Annotated in this window: 19 protein-coding genes; 6 read left to right on the forward strand and 13 right to left on the reverse strand. The window is 46.2% G+C overall.

The window, feature by feature from the left end; genetic code table 11:
• Nucleotides 1-26 precede the first annotated feature (26 nt).
• Nucleotides 27-347, reverse strand: coding sequence for a hypothetical protein (locus tag MKY28_RS14225; protein WP_074094613.1), 321 nt, complete (start codon nucleotides 345-347; stop codon nucleotides 27-29).
• 422 nt (nucleotides 348-769) lie between these two features.
• Here MKY28_RS14225 and MKY28_RS14230 point away from each other — a divergent pair, with 422 nt between their 5' ends.
• A complete protein-coding gene (locus MKY28_RS14230) occupies nucleotides 770-1,009 on the forward strand; it encodes a hypothetical protein (RefSeq protein WP_074094612.1) in 240 nt (79 codons plus the stop codon).
• A 122-nt stretch (nucleotides 1,010-1,131) separates the two neighbouring features.
• On the opposite strand, the gene MKY28_RS14235 is transcribed toward MKY28_RS14230, so the two are convergent.
• The 6 genes from MKY28_RS14235 to MKY28_RS14260 all read right to left on the reverse strand — a co-directional run bounded on the left by MKY28_RS14235 (nucleotide 1,132) and on the right by MKY28_RS14260 (nucleotide 6,374).
• On the reverse strand, nucleotides 1,132-1,458 hold the full coding sequence (locus tag MKY28_RS14235; protein WP_340938078.1) for a hypothetical protein: 327 nt from the start codon (nucleotides 1,456-1,458) through the stop codon (nucleotides 1,132-1,134).
• 70 nt (nucleotides 1,459-1,528) lie between these two features.
• Nucleotides 1,529-3,004 carry an aldehyde dehydrogenase family protein gene (locus MKY28_RS14240; RefSeq protein ID WP_047842535.1) on the reverse strand — a complete coding sequence of 492 codons (1,476 nt, stop codon included), beginning with the start codon at nucleotides 3,002-3,004 and terminating at the stop codon, nucleotides 1,529-1,531.
• 169 nt (nucleotides 3,005-3,173) lie between these two features.
• Nucleotides 3,174-3,713, reverse strand: coding sequence for a GNAT family N-acetyltransferase (locus tag MKY28_RS14245; protein ID WP_047842534.1), 540 nt, complete (start codon nucleotides 3,711-3,713; stop codon nucleotides 3,174-3,176).
• A 114-nt stretch (nucleotides 3,714-3,827) separates the two neighbouring features.
• Nucleotides 3,828-4,166 (reverse strand): L,D-transpeptidase, encoded by a 339-nt coding sequence (locus MKY28_RS14250; protein ID WP_076318547.1) that lies wholly within the window; start codon nucleotides 4,164-4,166, stop codon nucleotides 3,828-3,830.
• Between the two features lie 56 nt (nucleotides 4,167-4,222).
• The gene (rsgA, locus tag MKY28_RS14255; RefSeq protein ID WP_053061521.1) at nucleotides 4,223-5,332 is read right to left on the reverse strand and encodes a ribosome small subunit-dependent GTPase A; all 1,110 of its coding nucleotides are present in this window, start codon (nucleotides 5,330-5,332) and stop codon (nucleotides 4,223-4,225) included.
• Nucleotides 5,333-5,780: 448 nt separating this feature from the next.
• Entirely contained in the window at nucleotides 5,781-6,374 is a 594-nt protein-coding gene (locus MKY28_RS14260; protein ID WP_047844253.1) for a DUF2087 domain-containing protein, read from the reverse strand.
• Nucleotides 6,375-6,552: 178 nt separating this feature from the next.
• Here MKY28_RS14260 and MKY28_RS14265 point away from each other — a divergent pair, with 178 nt between their 5' ends.
• The 3 genes from MKY28_RS14265 (at nucleotide 6,553) to MKY28_RS14275 (ending at nucleotide 8,929) form a co-directional block, all read left to right on the forward strand.
• On the forward strand, nucleotides 6,553-7,551 hold the full coding sequence (locus MKY28_RS14265; protein ID WP_036609210.1) for a YpdA family putative bacillithiol disulfide reductase: 999 nt from the start codon (nucleotides 6,553-6,555) through the stop codon (nucleotides 7,549-7,551).
• A 5-nt stretch (nucleotides 7,552-7,556) separates the two neighbouring features.
• Nucleotides 7,557-8,000, forward strand: coding sequence for a DUF441 domain-containing protein (locus tag MKY28_RS14270; RefSeq protein ID WP_047842532.1), 444 nt, complete (start codon nucleotides 7,557-7,559; stop codon nucleotides 7,998-8,000).
• Between the two features lie 416 nt (nucleotides 8,001-8,416).
• On the forward strand, nucleotides 8,417-8,929 hold the full coding sequence (locus MKY28_RS14275; RefSeq protein WP_036609214.1) for a hypothetical protein: 513 nt from the start codon (nucleotides 8,417-8,419) through the stop codon (nucleotides 8,927-8,929).
• Nucleotides 8,930-9,028: 99 nt separating this feature from the next.
• Here MKY28_RS14275 and MKY28_RS14280 read toward each other — a convergent pair whose 3' ends face one another.
• Both MKY28_RS14280 and MKY28_RS14285 read right to left on the reverse strand, forming a co-directional pair.
• On the reverse strand, nucleotides 9,029-9,478 hold the full coding sequence (locus MKY28_RS14280) for an NUDIX domain-containing protein (RefSeq protein ID WP_047842531.1): 450 nt from the start codon (nucleotides 9,476-9,478) through the stop codon (nucleotides 9,029-9,031).
• A 76-nt stretch (nucleotides 9,479-9,554) separates the two neighbouring features.
• A complete protein-coding gene (locus MKY28_RS14285) occupies nucleotides 9,555-9,851 on the reverse strand; it encodes a HesB/YadR/YfhF family protein (RefSeq protein WP_036609218.1) in 297 nt (98 codons plus the stop codon).
• 485 nt (nucleotides 9,852-10,336) lie between these two features.
• On the opposite strand from MKY28_RS14285, the gene MKY28_RS14290 reads away from it, so the two are divergent.
• Both MKY28_RS14290 and MKY28_RS14295 read left to right on the forward strand, forming a co-directional pair.
• Nucleotides 10,337-12,082: an ABC transporter ATP-binding protein gene (locus tag MKY28_RS14290; RefSeq protein WP_036609220.1), complete on the forward strand. Its 1,746-nt coding sequence runs from the start codon at nucleotides 10,337-10,339 to the stop codon at nucleotides 12,080-12,082.
• A 12-nt stretch (nucleotides 12,083-12,094) separates the two neighbouring features.
• The gene (locus MKY28_RS14295) at nucleotides 12,095-14,185 is read left to right on the forward strand and encodes an ABC transporter ATP-binding protein (protein ID WP_047842530.1); all 2,091 of its coding nucleotides are present in this window, start codon (nucleotides 12,095-12,097) and stop codon (nucleotides 14,183-14,185) included.
• Between the two features lie 184 nt (nucleotides 14,186-14,369).
• Here the strand turns inward: MKY28_RS14295 and MKY28_RS14300 are convergent, their stop codons facing one another.
• The 4 genes from MKY28_RS14300 to MKY28_RS14315 form a co-directional block, all read right to left on the reverse strand.
• Nucleotides 14,370-14,996, reverse strand: a complete 627-nt coding sequence (locus tag MKY28_RS14300) for a YdcF family protein (protein WP_047842529.1) — start codon at nucleotides 14,994-14,996, stop codon at nucleotides 14,370-14,372.
• Complete coding sequence (locus MKY28_RS14305; protein WP_053061520.1) at nucleotides 14,993-15,538, reverse strand: hypothetical protein; 546 nt, start codon at nucleotides 15,536-15,538, stop codon at nucleotides 14,993-14,995. Before MKY28_RS14305 ends, MKY28_RS14300 begins: the two co-directional genes overlap by 4 nt.
• A 99-nt stretch (nucleotides 15,539-15,637) precedes the next feature.
• Nucleotides 15,638-16,348, reverse strand: a complete 711-nt coding sequence (locus MKY28_RS14310; RefSeq protein WP_047842528.1) for a hypothetical protein — start codon at nucleotides 16,346-16,348, stop codon at nucleotides 15,638-15,640.
• Nucleotides 16,345-17,400 carry an ATP-binding cassette domain-containing protein gene (locus MKY28_RS14315; protein WP_053061519.1) on the reverse strand — a complete coding sequence of 352 codons (1,056 nt, stop codon included), beginning with the start codon at nucleotides 17,398-17,400 and terminating at the stop codon, nucleotides 16,345-16,347. Before MKY28_RS14315 ends, MKY28_RS14310 begins: the two co-directional genes overlap by 4 nt.
• Nucleotides 17,401-17,403: the final 3 nt, after the last annotated feature.

Genomic DNA, 17,403 nt, shown 5'->3' on the forward strand with positions numbered 1-17,403 from the left:
ATAATGAATGTATACGTTCAAAAGCCCTATTCGTTGCTGTCCTGCTGAAACAATGAACGTCTTCCATATACAGGCGCTTCTTCCGAAGTCGTTGAAAAAGCCCGCTGGACACGTACGCAACTGCCTTGTCGCAGCCCCGTTTCCATTAACTGCTGTGCGTTCTGCGGAGAGAACCACAGACCTTCCGGAAACTTGGCTTCAAGGATGTACTGAATGCCGTCTCCCGGTGCCTGTCCAAAAATGCGAACGCCGAGTAATGTCTTCAAATGTTCAATGGTACATTCGTCCGGAACATCGATGTCGAACCATTCTCCTTCCTCGCGGCCGGAATACACGGTTAGAATCATCCGAATCCCTCCCATGGTCTCATATGTAAATTGTCCTAATGTCAGATTAAATCAAAAAAAAGAGAATGAATCGTTATATCAACCCTATTTTCTTACATAAACACCCTGTTTGCAATGTACCACTTGTAATTTTGTTACATATGACCCACGTATATATTAAAATATCGTACATTCGACTCAGAACTTTTGTGGCAGTTATGCAATTTAATATTGCGAGGATACGAAAATTATCGTTTTTCGTTCCATTTAAATGGTAATTAAGTTACGTTTTTCAGGACTTTTATTCCTTCGCTCACAATTGAATTGTGAACACTTTTCAAACATTACCCACCTTTATGTTTTCATAAGCTGATTTTAAGGTAATTTTAAGCATTGGAATTTAATATTAGCTGTATGAAATAACAACCGTGAGGTGATTTCAAGTGAGAACCCTAATAACCTTTCAAAACAAATCAATCCCTGTATATTTTAATCAAGAAAACAAACAACCTATGCAGAAGACATTAAGATTGCTTAGCAGTGCTCTTGAGCATAAAATTAGCAACGGTAAACGCGCCATTCAAAAATGTCTGCATTCTTTAATTAGTATTGAGATTGTTAATGGAGAAGCTATTCTCCACAGTCGAAGTGAAAACGACTCCCTTGCTTTATCGTTATATTAAAAGGAGTCAACCAAGACACATTCATTACAAGACATGAAAAAGGAAGCTGTCGTTATAGACAAGCTTCCTTTTTTGAGTTGTATACACGTTAACAGCGGTTCGCAATTATTATCAGCCATCGCTCAGTGCAGTTTGCTCAGGACATAGGCGGCATCATGTTCTTCCGCAATCTCGGCTTTACGAATACGAATGACAAACAGCCGAACCAAATTGGCACGTGTATGTTCTTCCTGACAGGTATTCAATTTCCTCAGAATAAAGCGGTCAATGGACATGAATTTAAGCCCCTTTGCCATTGGATTTACGGATCGATTCTTCCGTGTATCCATAAATAACCAGATAGCGTCACCCCCAAACAGCTTTTCCACTCTTATATTAAGCCGTACTTTGCCGAGGTGTAATATTGTGCAAAAAGCCCGTCCCACCAAGCTGGAGACGGACTTTCGCATGATTTGTCGATCTTTTTATAACCCACTCTAATCATTCATAAATGCCCCTGCTAATTTACTCTTTTTCGACTTATTTCACTCCCGGATATTCCCGATATTGGTGCTGAATGCTGATCCAACGAGTACGTGTAAACTTCTCAATCGCCCAATCCCCACCGAAACGTCCAATCCCTGAAGCTTTTTCACCGCCAAACATCACATGCGCTTCATCGTTCACAGACTGATCATTTACATGCACCATACCCGATTCAATGCGCTGGGCAACCTGATATCCTCGATTCAGATCTTTGGTGAATACGGAACCACTAAGTCCATAAGGAGTATCATTCGCCAGCCGTACAGCTTCCTGCTCATCATGAGCCTTCATGATCACTGCCACTGGGCCAAACAATTCCTGCTGCACGATATCCTGTTCAGGTTTAACATCGGCAAGTACAGTAGGAGACAGCACACTGCCTTTACTGGTCCCTCCGAGCAATAACCGTGCACCTTCGGCCTTGGTTTTGTTCACAAGCTCCAGCAATCGTTCTACCTCTTTTTCCCGAATGAGAGGACCCACGAGTGTGTTAACATCCGCCGGATCACCTGCCTGAACATTCTTCGTCTTGGCCACAAATGATTCGACGAATTGGTCGTAAATATCGGCATGCACAATGATACGATTCAGCGCCATGCAGATCTGTCCCTGATGCAGAAACTTGCCAAAGACCGCCGCTTCAGCAGCACGTTCAATGTCCGCATCTTCCAGCACAACCATGGCGTTGTTGCCACCCAGTTCCAGTGCCGTTTCTTTTAAATGTTCACCCGCCAGTTTACCGATCCCTTGTCCAACTTCGGTGGAACCCGTGAATGAAATTACTTTGGGAACCGGATGAGCGACAAAGTAATCCCCGATCTCGCTGCCACTTCCCGCAACGACATTCAGCACGCCCTCAGGCAGACCGGCTTGTTCAAACAAATCGGCAATGAGCCAACCTGCCGTAATCGGAGTGTCTGATGCTGGTTTAATCACCACACCATTACCAAGAGCAATCGCTGGAGCTACAGATCGCAGGCATAGATGCAAAGGGAAGTTCCATGGCCCGATAACACCAATCACTCCCTTCGGCTCACGAACCACACGGTTCTCTTTGCCAGGGGTATTGGACGGAATAATCTCACCCTTCATTCGATAAGGAAAAGATGCTGCTTCATCCACAATGCGTTTAGCCGCTGCAAACTCCGCCTCCGATTTGATCCGGGTACTCCCGGATTCCGTGATCAACAGTTGAATGATCTCCTCTTTTCGCTCTACCATCAGGGATGAAACTTTACGCAATACCTCTTCTTTCGCAGCAGGCAATGACTTCGCCCATTCAATCGAATTTTTCTGAGCTGACTCATAAGCCTTATCTATGTCTTTCTTATTGGAAGAGCGCCATGTGGCAATTACTTCTCCCGAATAAGGATTGATATTCTCCATTGTTTTCTCACCGGAGCCATCTACCCAGCTGCCATTAATATATTGTTTCGTCCATGTTGTATGTTCAGTGTCCATTAAAGTCATGTGAATACGCCTCCTGATCAAGATTAAATGTCACACCTGCATCACGGTGTAATACATCATTAACCTTGTTCAGAATTACGCAAACGTGAAGATCTGAATTAACTCTTCCATTCTTTAAACTTAAGGAAACAATACAACCCACACTATTCTCTCAGCATCTGGACGTCTTTCAACAGTCGGGCAGGCTCTTCTCTCCAAAGAGGCTCAAGTCTTCCCATCCGTAGCCAACTTCGATCAGATCTTGACCACCAATGCGGAGGGACTGTGTCTGGACTGGAGTGCCTCCCATCTTTTCATAGAAGCGGCAAGCTGAATTACGCTCCAAAGCCCATATGATCAAACGTTTCATATTGTGGGTCTGCAGATGATGAACGACATGTGTCGCCAGTTGCTGACCTATCCCCTTTTGTTGTACTTCCTTCAGCAAATATATAGCATACAACTCTCCATCATAAGGTAATTTTCCTTCACGCTCCTTACCCCCACAAGCAAATCCGACAATGTTCCCATCATCCTGTTCAGCTACCACCAAGATCTGATCCTTTTCGCCAGAACGAATGGTCTTCTCCCACTGGGGCAATCTTGATTCTATAGTCAAATGATCCAAAAAATCGTCAGGCACAATTCCCCGATACGTTGTTTTCCAACTCTCCGTATGTACATGGGCTATCCCCTGCGCATCCCCTTCACGCGCCCGCCTGATCAGCATAGCTATCACTCACTTTCTCTCGAAACTGCCGTAGCTTTACCATATTATATGTTCTTCTTTCTATAATTCCAAATTCATCCACTAAACTACCTCTTATAAAAGTAAAATCCGGCCCTACGGCCGGATCGTTACCCTAGTGCCTACAGATACCTTGGAAGACAGATCCAGTACATCCGAGTTGTACATGCGTATACAACCGTGGGAGACAGATTTGCCAATAGACCAGGGCTCATTGGTTCCGTGTATGCCATAATGGGGAGCAGACAGCCCCATCCAGAGCACGCCAAATGGCCCACCTGGATTCGATTGTTTGTTAATAATAGTGAACTCCCCGTTTGGAGTCTGCGTGAGCATCTTGCCGGTGGCAACGGGATAGCCCTTAATCACCTGATTGCCATCCAGAAGATATAACATGTGGTCAGACAGATCTACAATAATCCTGTAATCTGGCATAATGACATCCCTCCTGACCTATCTTATGCAAGATACCGGATGATGCCCGCCTGATTTCAGGCTTCCTCCCACTCTTTCACACTACGGGAGTGCTTGGGTTTGCGACTATTGGCCGGTTTGCTGGAAGCGGTACGCCTTCTGGATGCCACTTCTTCCTTGCGCTGCTGATATTGCAATTCCTTCTGCATTTTCAGATAATTATTCAGTCTTTTTTCATCCAATGAACCATCCTGTATGGCCTCTTTCACTGCACATCCTGCTTCCCGCGTATGACTGCAATCCAGAAATCTGCACGTGGCCGCAAGTTCTTCAATTTCTCCAAATGCATGCGACAGCCCATCATTGCCCTCATCCCAGAGATTAAGCTCGCGCATTCCTGGAGTATCGATCAATACGGCTCCCTGTGGAAGTACAAACATCTCCCGGTGTGTTGTCGTATGTCTCCCACGACTATCTCCCTCGCGGACGGATTGCGTAAGCTGCACATCCTCACCCATCATCCAGTTCACCAGCGTAGACTTGCCACTGCCAGAAGATCCTGTGAGCGCAACAGTCAGCCCTGACTGCAAGTATCGTTCCAGTAAGGATTTACCTTGACCCTCCACTGCAGATATCGCAAGCACTTCAACGCCTGGAGCAATCCCTTCTACACTTCGGATCTGTTCTTCCACATTGTTGCACAGATCACTTTTGCTCAAGACAATGACTGGCCTTACGCCACCATTCCAAGCCATCATCACGTACCTTTCGAGTCGTCTAAGGTTGAAATCATGATTAAGTGCAGCCACGATTAACAGTGTATCTACGTTTGCGGCGATTAATTGTTCCTTGGTCACTGGACCTGCCGCCTGTCTTGATACCCTGCTCCGACGGGGCACCAGATTGTGAATAATTGCTTCTTCACCTGCCTGACCTGTAATGGCCACCCAATCTCCAACCGCTGGTGCCAAGCTGGTCTCCAGACTATCATGACGCATTCGGCCCGAAATTCTTCCCCAGCATTCGCCCTCTTCTGTGATCAAACGTTGCAGATGTCCATGGTCTGCGATAATTCTGGCTGGCTTTTTCTCCTGTTCTTCCATCCCTGTCTCTTGCCACAGTTCCTGCCACTTTGCAGACCAGCCGTACTTCTCAATATGGTTATCTAAAATAAAAATTCCTCCCAAAATAAGTTGTTTACTTCATTCAAGCCGAGTGAACAATCATCTCCGGTTCAGATCAAAACAAAAAACCACGAGTAGAAATACACCCGTGGCAATAGGTAGTTAGCCGAACCAAAGATCATCCCTTCTTGTAGATCTACCGGATAAAACACTTAATCCTCCGATATAAACAATTCAGGAACACCCTTTTATCGGCAAACAAAAAAGCCACGGGTGCGTCACCCGTGGCTTCATCTGAGCATGCGATACTTCACGTTACAATGGATACTGCTATCCAGCTAACGCAAAATTACATGCTTTGATCCGTTCCGGAGACGCTGTTCATATTCAAATTAACGTATACTGCATTTAAATTTGTCATAAACAATCGCCTCCCTTGTAGAATTATCCATTATGTTACACACTGAGCTTTACAGTTGTCAAGCCCAAACTTTTTTTACCACCAGCTACTCTATTTGACCTGATCCCAGCGTGTCCACATTTCCTTCGGATTCAATTCATAGATATCCTCTTCCCGATACATGAACTGATGCATGATAAATTCCCGACGAATCGTGGCAAAGTCTTCATGGTATTGCTGTATAAATGTATTGATTTCTTTTTCTGTATACTTCCGACCAAATTCAAGCTGCTCGACCAGATGACCAAGTACAATCAGTTTTTTCTTGTATTGAGCCGGAATCTGACGCAGTCGTCCATCTTTGGAGAAAAAATTTCTCATGACCGACGCTTTCAATGTTTCGTTCACATCACTCATATCCGTAACCTCCTCTCGATCAAAGATAAAATCAACCGAAGCCTGTGCATTCTCGCGGATAAACGAAGGATTGAGTGTGAAATACACTGTATTTTTCTCCCGTCGTTCCTTAATCAGCGCCGCCTCTCTCAGCTTGGATGCATGATGTGTCACGGTTGGCTGTGACAGATTCAGCCGCTCGGCAAGTGCCTGTCCGTGTAGTTCACCCTGTGCCAACAACAGCAGCATGCGAAGCCGGGTCGGGTCAGCCAACGCTTTATGATAAGCCACAATTTTCTCCAGCTGCATCATCGTTCATCTCGCTTTCAATTAGATATATATCTAATTTGATATTAGTCTTTTCTTCTCTACACGTCAACTCCTTTGGTTTCAAGTAAGCTTGTCTAATTAAACTCCACGCTCGAACTGGCATTGGCTCGTTATTTACGGTAGGATTATATTGCTTGAAATAAGGAGGATTAAGAACATGGAAGATGTCATTATTATCGGCGGAGGCCCATGCGGTCTGTCTGCTGCCATTGAATGTGAGCGGCTGGGACTGTCCGCTGTGATCGTTGAGAAATACAATATCGTTCAATCTATTTATCTGTATCCAACCCATATGCAGTTTTTCAGCACAGCCCCGCTGCTTGAGATCGGAAACGTTCCGTTCAGCACACCTAATGATAAACCGTTTCGTTATGAAGCACTTGCCTATTATCGTAGGGTAGCCGAACATTTTGGTCTGCGTGTTCATAACTATGAGGAAGCCCGTGAAATTAAACGCAAGGATGATGGTACGTTTGAGGTACATACGCTCAATCGCCGCGGGGAAGCCATCGTACATGTTGGACGCAATGTAGTTGTAGCTACCGGTTATTTTGACCATCCTAACTATCTCGGCATCCCTGGAGAAGATAAAGATAAGGTAACCCACTACTTCCGGGAAGCCCACCCGTATACCCGTACACGTGTCGCCATTATTGGCGGAAGCAACTCAGCCGTGGATGCGGCCATGGAACTGGTTCGGGTCGGAGCACATATTGATATGGTTTATCGCGGCAGTGGTCTGTCCCAGCATATTAAACCATGGGTACGTCCGCTATTCGAGAGCATGGTGACAAAAGGTCATATCACACTCCACCTGGAATCACGCGTGAATGAAATACTGGATGATTCGATTCGCCTGATACACGCGGATGGTTCCACTCGGGAACTGGATAATGACTTCGTACTGGCAATGACCGGTTTCCGTCCAGATCGTCAACTACTCACGTCGGTAGGTGTGGAGATGTCTGATGATATGGATAAACCTCTATATGATGCACAAACGATGGAAAGCAGCGTACCTGGTGTATATGTGGGCGGAGTCATCGCTTCGGGGCGTAATGCCAATGAAGTCTTTATTGAATCCGGGCGCTGGCATGGACGTTACATTGCGGAACATATCGTTAGCAAACAACGTGGACAGACTGAAGGGAAATGAAAACAATGGATATGACTTCCCTGCTGTTGCTCGTATTTGCGGCTCTCGGGATTATCAGCAGCAACACACCTGTGACCGTAGCGATGGTATTTCTGTTGTTGCTACGAGTCCTGAACCTGAATCAGGTATTTCCATGGCTTGAAAAATACGGACTTACACTGGGCATTATCATTCTGACCATTGGCGTGATGGCACCTCTTGCCAGTGGAAAGATGAGTCTGCAGACGATCGGTGAGTCTTTCCTGCACTGGAAATCGCTGCTCGCCATTGGCGTAGGATTACTGGTGGCATATCTCGGAGGACGTGGTGCTACGTTGATGGGTACACAGCCAACTGTCGTTGCAGGGCTGTTAATCGGAACGGTACTTGGGGTTGCCCTATTCAAGGGTGTACCTGTGGGTCCATTGATTGCGGCGGGAATTTTATCATTGCTGCTGGGCAAATCCTGAATCAAATTGTGAAGCTTGTGACCTTACATGCTATGCAGATTGGCTGTATTTCCCACCGTTGTGTGATATACTTCTATTCATGCAAATCATGTACACGAGTCTACAGCAGAATAATCCACATTAGAGGTTGTTCAAAAAGTCCGCTTTTGATTACGAAGGATGCCTAAAGGCATCATCAGCATCGAATATGGAATTCAGCCGAAATAAGCGGGAGGCTTACGAAGTATGTTTCCTTTGGAAACATTGCGGTTGCTCACGTAGTTTTCCCTACGCTCCGCTACTCCATTTCTAGCTTCATCCCATCTTCTCGGTACTGAAAACCGTCCTATTTGAACACGTACTATTATGGTTATGCTGTTGCATAAACGTATAGATTCACTTTGCAACTATTAATGGCGCAGGAGGATTAAGGAACCATGTCACGTCAGTTTATTACAGAAGCCGTGATGGTGGCGATTTACGGTCAATTGCTAGCGCCGCCCGCGCCTGTTGAATATATTGTTCCTTATACCACCATCCTTGAGCTATATGAATTCCAAACCAGTCCTGATCCCATGATGGATAACCCGGCAGATGATCAGCATGTGAAATCCAAAATCAATGAAATGATTTCTTATTTCGAGGAACCGCTGAATAAGAAAAAAATAGAGCGTGCGTTACTTGTTCCATGGGCCAAAAGCCCCTCCATTTTATTTGGTGACCAAGTATCCATTGCCATTATCAATGCAATAGATACGGCACAGTACGGGGAGTATTTCGATCCCATTGAGACCGAACTGCTGCTGACATCTCAGCGCCTGAGTATCCCGATTCTCACCGATCAGGTTGAACTGATTGCACGCATAATTGAGTCTGAATCACCTGTACAGGTATTCGATATTGATGATTTTGATTTTGCGATGGATGATGAACCACTGGATCAGGTGTAATTCATGCTCTGAGCACCAGAATCGGATTTTTTAAAAAATGACCTTGGCATCCACTTTATCGTGCATGCCAAGGTCATTTTTTTGCGGTCAACACTTATTTTATTCTGCAATCTCCCGCGCTAACAGGATTCGGCTAATCTGATTAAGAAGTGGTAACGACTCCAGCGCAAAAAACTTCAGACCTGCATCACTATTTACACGCGACTCCACAAGGTCATCCTGAATGATCACTGTCCGAAACATGGCAATGACATAATACTCTTCATCTCCGCTTGAATGCAGATACCGAAGGTCAGGCCCCGAATAGAGACCTTCCAGTGTCATGGTATCAGCAGTCCAACCTGTCTCTTCCCATAACTCCCGATGTGCAGCATCTTCAATAGCCTCACCCGGGCGCATCTCACCTGCTGGCAACCGCCAGTGACCATGTTCAGCATGCTGAATCAGCAGTAATTCACCTTGTTCGTTCTCAGCCCGCACCGCCGCTTTTACAACAATATGAGAGCGTTTTGCGATATACTGGGCCAAATCTCGTGGTGGCAGATTCACTGCTTATCCCCTCCTCCTACTCGGAAGCCGGTGGCGACCTGTAATCCATCTATTGCTTAGCAGAATACTTCAAGGATTAGACTTCGGTATAACGATATTCGATATCCTGACCTTCATCAACGATGTCCACATGCAGTTGGTGCCCTTTCAGATACCAATAATCGTGATCTTCCATGAAGAATTGAATCCCCGACACTTCGGTTTGATCCGCAGGATGTCTCGGTTTCTCTACAGCAATACCTAGCGAAAATCCAGGGTGAAGACCTCCGCCAGAGCTATAACGTGCAAAAAATCGAATGCTGTCTCCCTCGTTCAAATTCAGCTCTTCCTTGTACCAGCGAGCAGCTTGATCGGATACATGTATGGTACTCATTTGGTGTCAGCTCCTTCTGTATATATATGTTCCATCATATCTCGACAGGGACTTGAATACAAACCCGAGTGACCACATAAAGGCAAAATAAGTTGTGAAAAATGTTTGACAGATTGTAAAAGCCGGTGTTAAGATGCAAACATACGAGGTCTACATTGTATTTATTTCCAAAAAAAGAAAGGGTGATTACGGTGTTTAACAAACATATGATAGGTCAATTCAGCACACAACTAAATACCGGAGCACACCCGAAATCATTATTCCGTTCATAAGTCGGCATGACAGGCGATCTTTCATTAGAACCTCTGTGATGTATACTCACAATCGAACTTATATATGGTGACGGCTCTGTTCTCTGAGCCATGCTGCCGTATGATTATATGAAGACATACCGCCTGCGTGCGGTATGTCTTTTTTTGTGGGTACATTTCGGCATTCATGAACGGAATTTGCATTTCTCGGACATCGAAAGGAAGGGATAACACTTGTTCTCTGTACTTAAAAACCTGGCCTGGTTCTTCCGGCTGGAACGCAAACGATACCTAACCGGTGTCATTTTGCTTATTCTGGTGGGCATTGCCGAACTGCTGCCTCCTCGTCTTCTTGGTAATGCCATCGACGAGATTGTGCGCGGTTCCATTACCGGCACCTCACTTACGCGTTATATTTTGCTTATTCTAGGAACGGTCATCATTATCTATCTGGTTACATACGTTTGGATGCACAAACTGTTTGGTGGTGCCAACCTAGTGGAGCGGCTGCTTCGTTCACGCTTTATGGACCACTTGTTACGGATGACTCCTCCCTTTTTTGAGAAAAACAGAACAGGAGATCTAATGGCTCGGGCCACCAATGATCTTCGTTCCATTGCCACTACAGCAGGCTTCGGCATGCTGACCTTAACAGACTCTACAGCCTTTCTGGCCACCGTATTGTTCGCCATGGGTTTCCTGGTTAGTTGGAAACTGACCTTGGCGGCAATCCTGCCATTACCTTTTATCGCCATTGCCATGATGATCTATGGTAAAGCTGTACATCAACGTTACACCCTGGCACAGGATGCATTCGGAGATATGAACGATCAGGTGCTGGAATCCATCGCCGGGATTCGTGTCGTGCGTGCTTATGTGCAGGAACGTCTGGACGAGAAACGGTTCGCCGACGTGACCGAAGATGTGTATCGCAAAAACCTGGCTGTTGCCAGAATGGATGCCCTATTTGAACCCACCATCCGCCTCTTCGTTGGACTCAGTTATGTGATTGCACTTGCCTACGGCATATATCTTGTATTTCATAATGAAATTACCCTGGGGGATCTCGTATCGTTTAACATGTACCTGGGGATGATGATCTGGCCCATGTTTGCCATCGGCGAATTAATTAACCTGATGCAACGTGGTAGCGCTTCGCTTGATCGGGTCAACGAGACTTTATCAGTAGAACCTGCCGTACAAGATGTGGAGCAACCTGCTCACGTTACGAATCCGGAAGAAATTGCGATGCAGGATGTTACATTCCGTTACCCAAGTTCCACTGTCGACAATCTCAGTCATATCAGCTTTTCGCTACGACGGGGTCAAACATTGGGTGTTGTGGGTCGTACGGGTAGCGGTAAGTCTACTTTGCTCAAACAACTGCTTCATGAATACCCTGCCGGTTCGGGCACATTAAGCATCTCGGGTCATCCGATTCAGGATATCGCCAAAGATGACTTGCACAGCTGGATTGGGTACGTACCACAGGAACAAGTTCTGTTCTCCAAATCAGTTCGTCAAAACATTCAATTTGGTCAACCTGGGGCCAGTGATGAAGTCATCATGGAAGCCATTCGTACCGCTGCTTTTGACGGGGATCTGGGGACTTTGTCCGATGGACTGGATACACTCGTTGGTGAAAAAGGAATCTCTCTGTCAGGTGGACAGAAACAGCGGGTATCGCTGGCGCGTGCCTTTATTGCTAATCCTGATATTCTGATCCTGGATGATGCCTTATCTGCGGTCGATGCACGTACTGAAGCCAAAATCATTGAAAATATACGCAACAAACGCTCGGGCAAAACCACGCTGATCTCGACTCATCGCCTGTCTGCTATTGAACATGCTGACCGAATCATCGTACTGGAGCACGGGAAAATTACGGAAGAAGGCACTCACCAGGAATTGTTAGCCATGAACGGCTGGTACCGTGAACAGTATGAACGGCAACAGGTCGAGTCCAATCTGTCCACGTAGGAGGTCAATTCATTGAAGTCTAATACAGGCAAAAGGCTGCTTGATTACGCCTTGAAAGCCAAAGGAACATTTATCGCTGCATTAATTATGCTTACCATTGGTGTTGCGGCCGAGCTTGCCGGGCCGTTCATCGCCAAATCCATGATCGATAATCACTTGCTCGCGATTGAGCAGCCTTTCTATGAGACAACAGCTTCTGATGAAGCCGCAGTCTACAACGGTAAGAACTACAAACGCGAAGGCTTGTTCGAACCGGATGAAAACAAAGGTTCCGAAGTGCGGGTATTACAAGCCGGCAGAAGTTTTTATTTTGTAAACGAACCGGTAAGCGCACCTGACGGGGACCGCACATATACGGATGGAACCCTCACGGTTACACGCGCAGGTGAGGTAACAGGCCAATATGCGGCAACACCCCTGTCCGCGGGTGAACTGTTTGCTTTTTACAAACCAGAGATGCCCAGCATCTATCAATTAATTGTGTATTACATGATCTTCCTCGTGATCTCGGTCATTATGGAGTTTGGTAAAACTTTCTGGCTGCAATCCTCGGCCAACAAGGTCATTCAAAGACTGCGTAACGATGTGTATGCCCATATTCAGCGACTGCCGGTGCACTTTTTTGATAACCTGCCGGCAGGTAAAGTTGTATCTCGGGTCACAAACGACACAGAAGCCGTCAAGGATCTGTTCGTTGCTGTTCTTTCGAACTTTTTCTCAGGAATCATCACGATTACAGGTGTGTATGTCGCACTCTTCCTGCTTGATGTTCGCCTGGGTCTAATCTCATTATTCGTTGTGCCGATGCTCATTACGTGGATTGTGCTCTATCGCAAATTCGCCACTCGCTACAACACGATCATTCGATCCCGACTGAGTGAAATCAATGCAATCATTAACGAGTCCATTCAGGGGATGTCCATTATCCGCGTATTCCGCCATCAGAAACAAACCAAACAGGAATTCGAAGATCTGAATGATGACTATATGAAACACCAGAACAAAATGCTGAACCTGAATGCCTTCACCTCACACAATCTGGTTAACGTATTACGGAATATCGCCTTTGCGGTGGTCCTGTGGTACTTTGGTTCCAGTGTGCTGGATGGCACAAGTATTATCTCATTAGGTGTTCTGTATGCCTTCGTTGATGTTCTGGGTCGCTTGTTCCAGCCGATTACCGGTATGGTGAATCAGCTCGCCAACCTGGACTCCTCCCTCGTATCCGCTGGTCGCGTCTTTGAGCTGATGGATGAAAAGGGAGAAGCCGTAACCGATGGCTCTATGCCAAGATACAAAGGGAATGTTGTCTTCGACGATGTATCCTTTGCCTATAAAAAAGATTATGTGCTCAACAACATCACGTTCAAAGCATCCCAAGGTCAGACGGTCGCTCTGGTCGGTCATACCGGTTCGGGTAAAAGCTCAATCATCAACCTGCTGTTCCGGTTCTATGACCCGCAAAAAGGCAAGATCACGATTGACGGTCAGAACGTCAAAGATCTGCCTAAACAGTGGATTCGCGAGCATATGGGGATTGTATTGCAGGACCCGTATCTGTTCACAGGCACAATTGCTTCCAACGTCAGTCTCGGCGATGAGAAGATCTCCCGTGAACGAATTGAACAGGCGCTGCGTGATGTAGGCGCTGAACGTATCCTGGCTCATTTGCCTCAAGGCTTTGACGAACCTGTCATCGAAAAAGGAAGTACATTGTCTGCTGGACAGCGTCAGTTGATCTCCTTTGCTCGTGCACTGGCGTTTGATCCGGCCATCCTCATTCTGGATGAAGCGACAGCCAATATTGATACGGAAACGGAAGCATTAATTCAGAACGCACTCGAAGTCCTCAAAAAAGGACGTACCACCTTCATCATTGCTCACCGTCTCTCCACTATTCGTTCGGCAGATCAGATTCTGGTTCTGCATCGCGGGCGTATCGTTGAGCAAGGTGCACATGATGAACTGATGGAGCTTAAAGGCCGCTATTATAAGATGTATCAGCTTCAACAAGGTGCGCAAGCAGCAGCGAGTGCAACCAACGGAAATCCGTCGGGTGAGATCATTCCAACCTCAACCTCCTTTGCCGGAGGCAATGCATAACAGAGTAAAACAGAAAGCTCTTTAAGTAACCGATCAAAATGATGTACTCGACGGCAAAACAAAAACCGATCTACACAGCTACCTCAGGGTTTGCGGTGTAGATCGGTTTTTGTGTATTTTCATCTGGAGGCATGTTCCGTTACTGTTTATTTCGTCCAGACAAAAAAACAATCCGCGTGCAACCTCATGGCTGCTGCGGATTGTCTATCCATCCTTTGATCGTATATCCCATATACATCACGGTCTCTCTTGCGAGAAAAGGAAACTTGCTGCGCCAGGTTCGATAAGCCGTTGTTCGTGTCGGAGAAGGTACGGCATCCATACCCAGTCCGGCAGCCAGCTTCATGGCACGTTTCATATGTAATGGATCACTCACAATCGTATAGGTTTGATAACCGGCCTGTTCACCAATTGGAATTGAATTGACCAGATTCTCCTCGGTAATTCTGGATTTGGTCTCGATGCGAATGTCCGCAGGATCTACTCCATGTGCGATGGCATACTTCTGACCCACTTCAGCTTCCGTATGTTCTCCATCATCACCTGACCCGCCTGTGAAAAGCAGATTACGAACGGTACCCTGACGGTATAATTCAATCCCGTGTTCAATACGTTCGCGAAATACAGGTGAAGGGTTATCCCCCGCCACGGCTGCGCCCAGAATGATTGCTGCATCCGATATCCTGGATGAATCCTCATCCGTATATGTAGATATACGGATTGCGGTAACCACAGTCCACAGGATTCCAACCAATACTACAGCCAGAACCGTCTTTAATATCCAGCGTTTCGTTATCCGTTTGCTTGTCATTCATCCTCTTCCAAAGCCCTTGCTTGCATACTCTCGGTATGCATACGCTCCAGCGTTTGCAGAGCTGCTGCGGATTCGGCATCCAGACCAAGCTCTGCGATCCAGGCACCCGTATATTGCTGAAGACGGATCTCCAACTCCTGTGCACGGTCTTTGAAATCCTCCAATTCCTTAATCATGCGTGATCGTCCTTCCGGACTGAATGTCTCGTGAATTCGTTCCTTGAAATAATGATGTACGATACGGTTACGTTGCTGCCATAACTCATTCAACTGGCGAGTCTCTTCCTCAGAGAATGTAAAATGATGGCGCACTTCGTGAATGAGCTGCCCCAGTGAACTGCTCATCTTTCGTTCGTACAGATCTTCCAGATCCTCTTCAGACACGGCTTTGCCCTGAGACATTTTCATTAATAAAATCAGATTGACCAGCTGCTGTTCAAGCGCCTGCCCGTAGTACACTGCCAATCCGTAATAGGCAAACAATTCCCTGGAGTGTTCGCTGTCCAGCATGTCACCATTCTGGATATCTGTATTTTGCATATGCGAGCGCCCCCTTCAACCGTACAATGTTAACTATTCCATGTCCCTCTATCCTAACCAAACCAAGAGCAACATTCAAGTTATCGGGAAGCGCGTCTTCTAACTCCGCAGATCTCTTCTTCCGGACAGCCACACATGGATGATTAGTAACCCTAATGCATAGAGCACAGTCCACAGCATAACCGAAACAAAAGAGTCCATCTTTGATTCATCAAATAACATCATCTCACGAACCAGATAAAAAGCTGGCGGAAGAATGCGGCCAAGCCATTCTAACGATTCAGGCAAACGTTCACTTAAGGAACCTTGGATAAACGATAGTAATAATACAATAATGAGAGCAGGCATACTTCGACTAAGCAAGGGAATGTACGATTTTTGAAAGAATACACTAATGCCCAATCCCAGCAACGATAACCCCAGATGTCCTAACCAAGTCATCATCCACTCCTCACCTGTAGGTTGTTTCTCGAACATTCCCGCGAACACGGGATACAGCACAGTGATTGCGGTGAGCATGAATTGCATTATCCAGGCACAGATGAGTTGACTTGTTACCACCTTACGCCTGCTTCCTGCATGAAGGACGAGTAATTGATACTGCTTTGCAGGTTCGGTATTCATCACCATTACTCCGAGCCAAGCAGCTGCCAGAAATAACAGCATAGCCGTGACACTGTAACTGTCCGCAATAGGGTTGGGTTTGTAGGAATAGATCAGCAGCATGGCGATGATATAAAAGATAACCGGTGCAAAATATTTCTGTGAGCGAATGTGATGCCTTAACAAATATCGGGTCAGATAGATCATTTGGCTTCTCCCCCCGCATCATCCATGGAAGAGCTTAAGTCCACAGATTCTGTGACACCTCTACGACTCGCATGTACAGCTGGATGTTGTCCTTCCAGCAGACTTTCCATATGTAATTGACTTTCTTCCTGTTGTACAGACACAACCGAACCTCCGGATGCCAGAATCATTCTGAGGACATCATCTGTTGATTGTTGAACCACTTTCCAATCCCACAACCAGGAATTGGATTTCTCCGAGTTTGTATTACGAACTAAAGACAGCACTCCCGGTTGTTGTACAATAGATAGATCGTTAACCAGATCCTCTCCAGCTTTCGTCAGACTTTGAATACATACAACGGGTTCGCCAGCTTGAAGTATATCTTCACGACTCCAGTAGCGGAGCACGCTGCCTTTTTTCAACACAATCACCTGGTCTGCCAAACGTTCAATTAGCAACGGTTCATGACAAGCTGTAACGATGGATGTCCCTTCATCCTTCCATTGTCCCAATAAGGATACCACTGCCTCTTGAGCTGGAATATCCAAGCCTGATAAAGGTTCATCCAGCAACAAAAGACCACCCGGTCCAGGTAACAGGGCCTGAATCAAATTCACTTTTTGCAGTGTGCCCTTCGATAATAAGGGTAACTTCTGATCGATCGCGGTATCCAGATATAAAAGTTCACTAAGTTCTCTAATCCGCCCACGCAGTACTTCGGGGCTAATGCCCCGAATACGACCCATATCCCACAAGTACTCTCCAGAGGTAAAGGGTAAACGTGGCAGACCATCTACTGCATACCCATCAGAACCCTTCATTGTGCGCTGGATCGATCCTGTATCGGGTAACAAAATACCTGCCAACATACGTAGCAACGTACTTTTGCCAGAACCGTTTCTGCCAATAAGTACAGCACATTCTCCCTGCTTCACTTCCAGATTAATTTCATCAAGTACTTGAGCATTACCTAATCGCTTGCTCACTCGTTGAAGCAACATACCTCGACCTGATGAGTCTGGTACATCTTGATTGGCTTTCTTGAAAAGTCCACGTGTACTCCTTATCACCTG

Origin of the sequence: Paenibacillus sp. FSL R5-0473 (genome assembly GCF_038004565.1) — a bacterium.
In the GTDB taxonomy this organism is placed as follows: Bacteria; Bacillota; Bacilli; order Paenibacillales; family Paenibacillaceae; genus Paenibacillus; species Paenibacillus amylolyticus.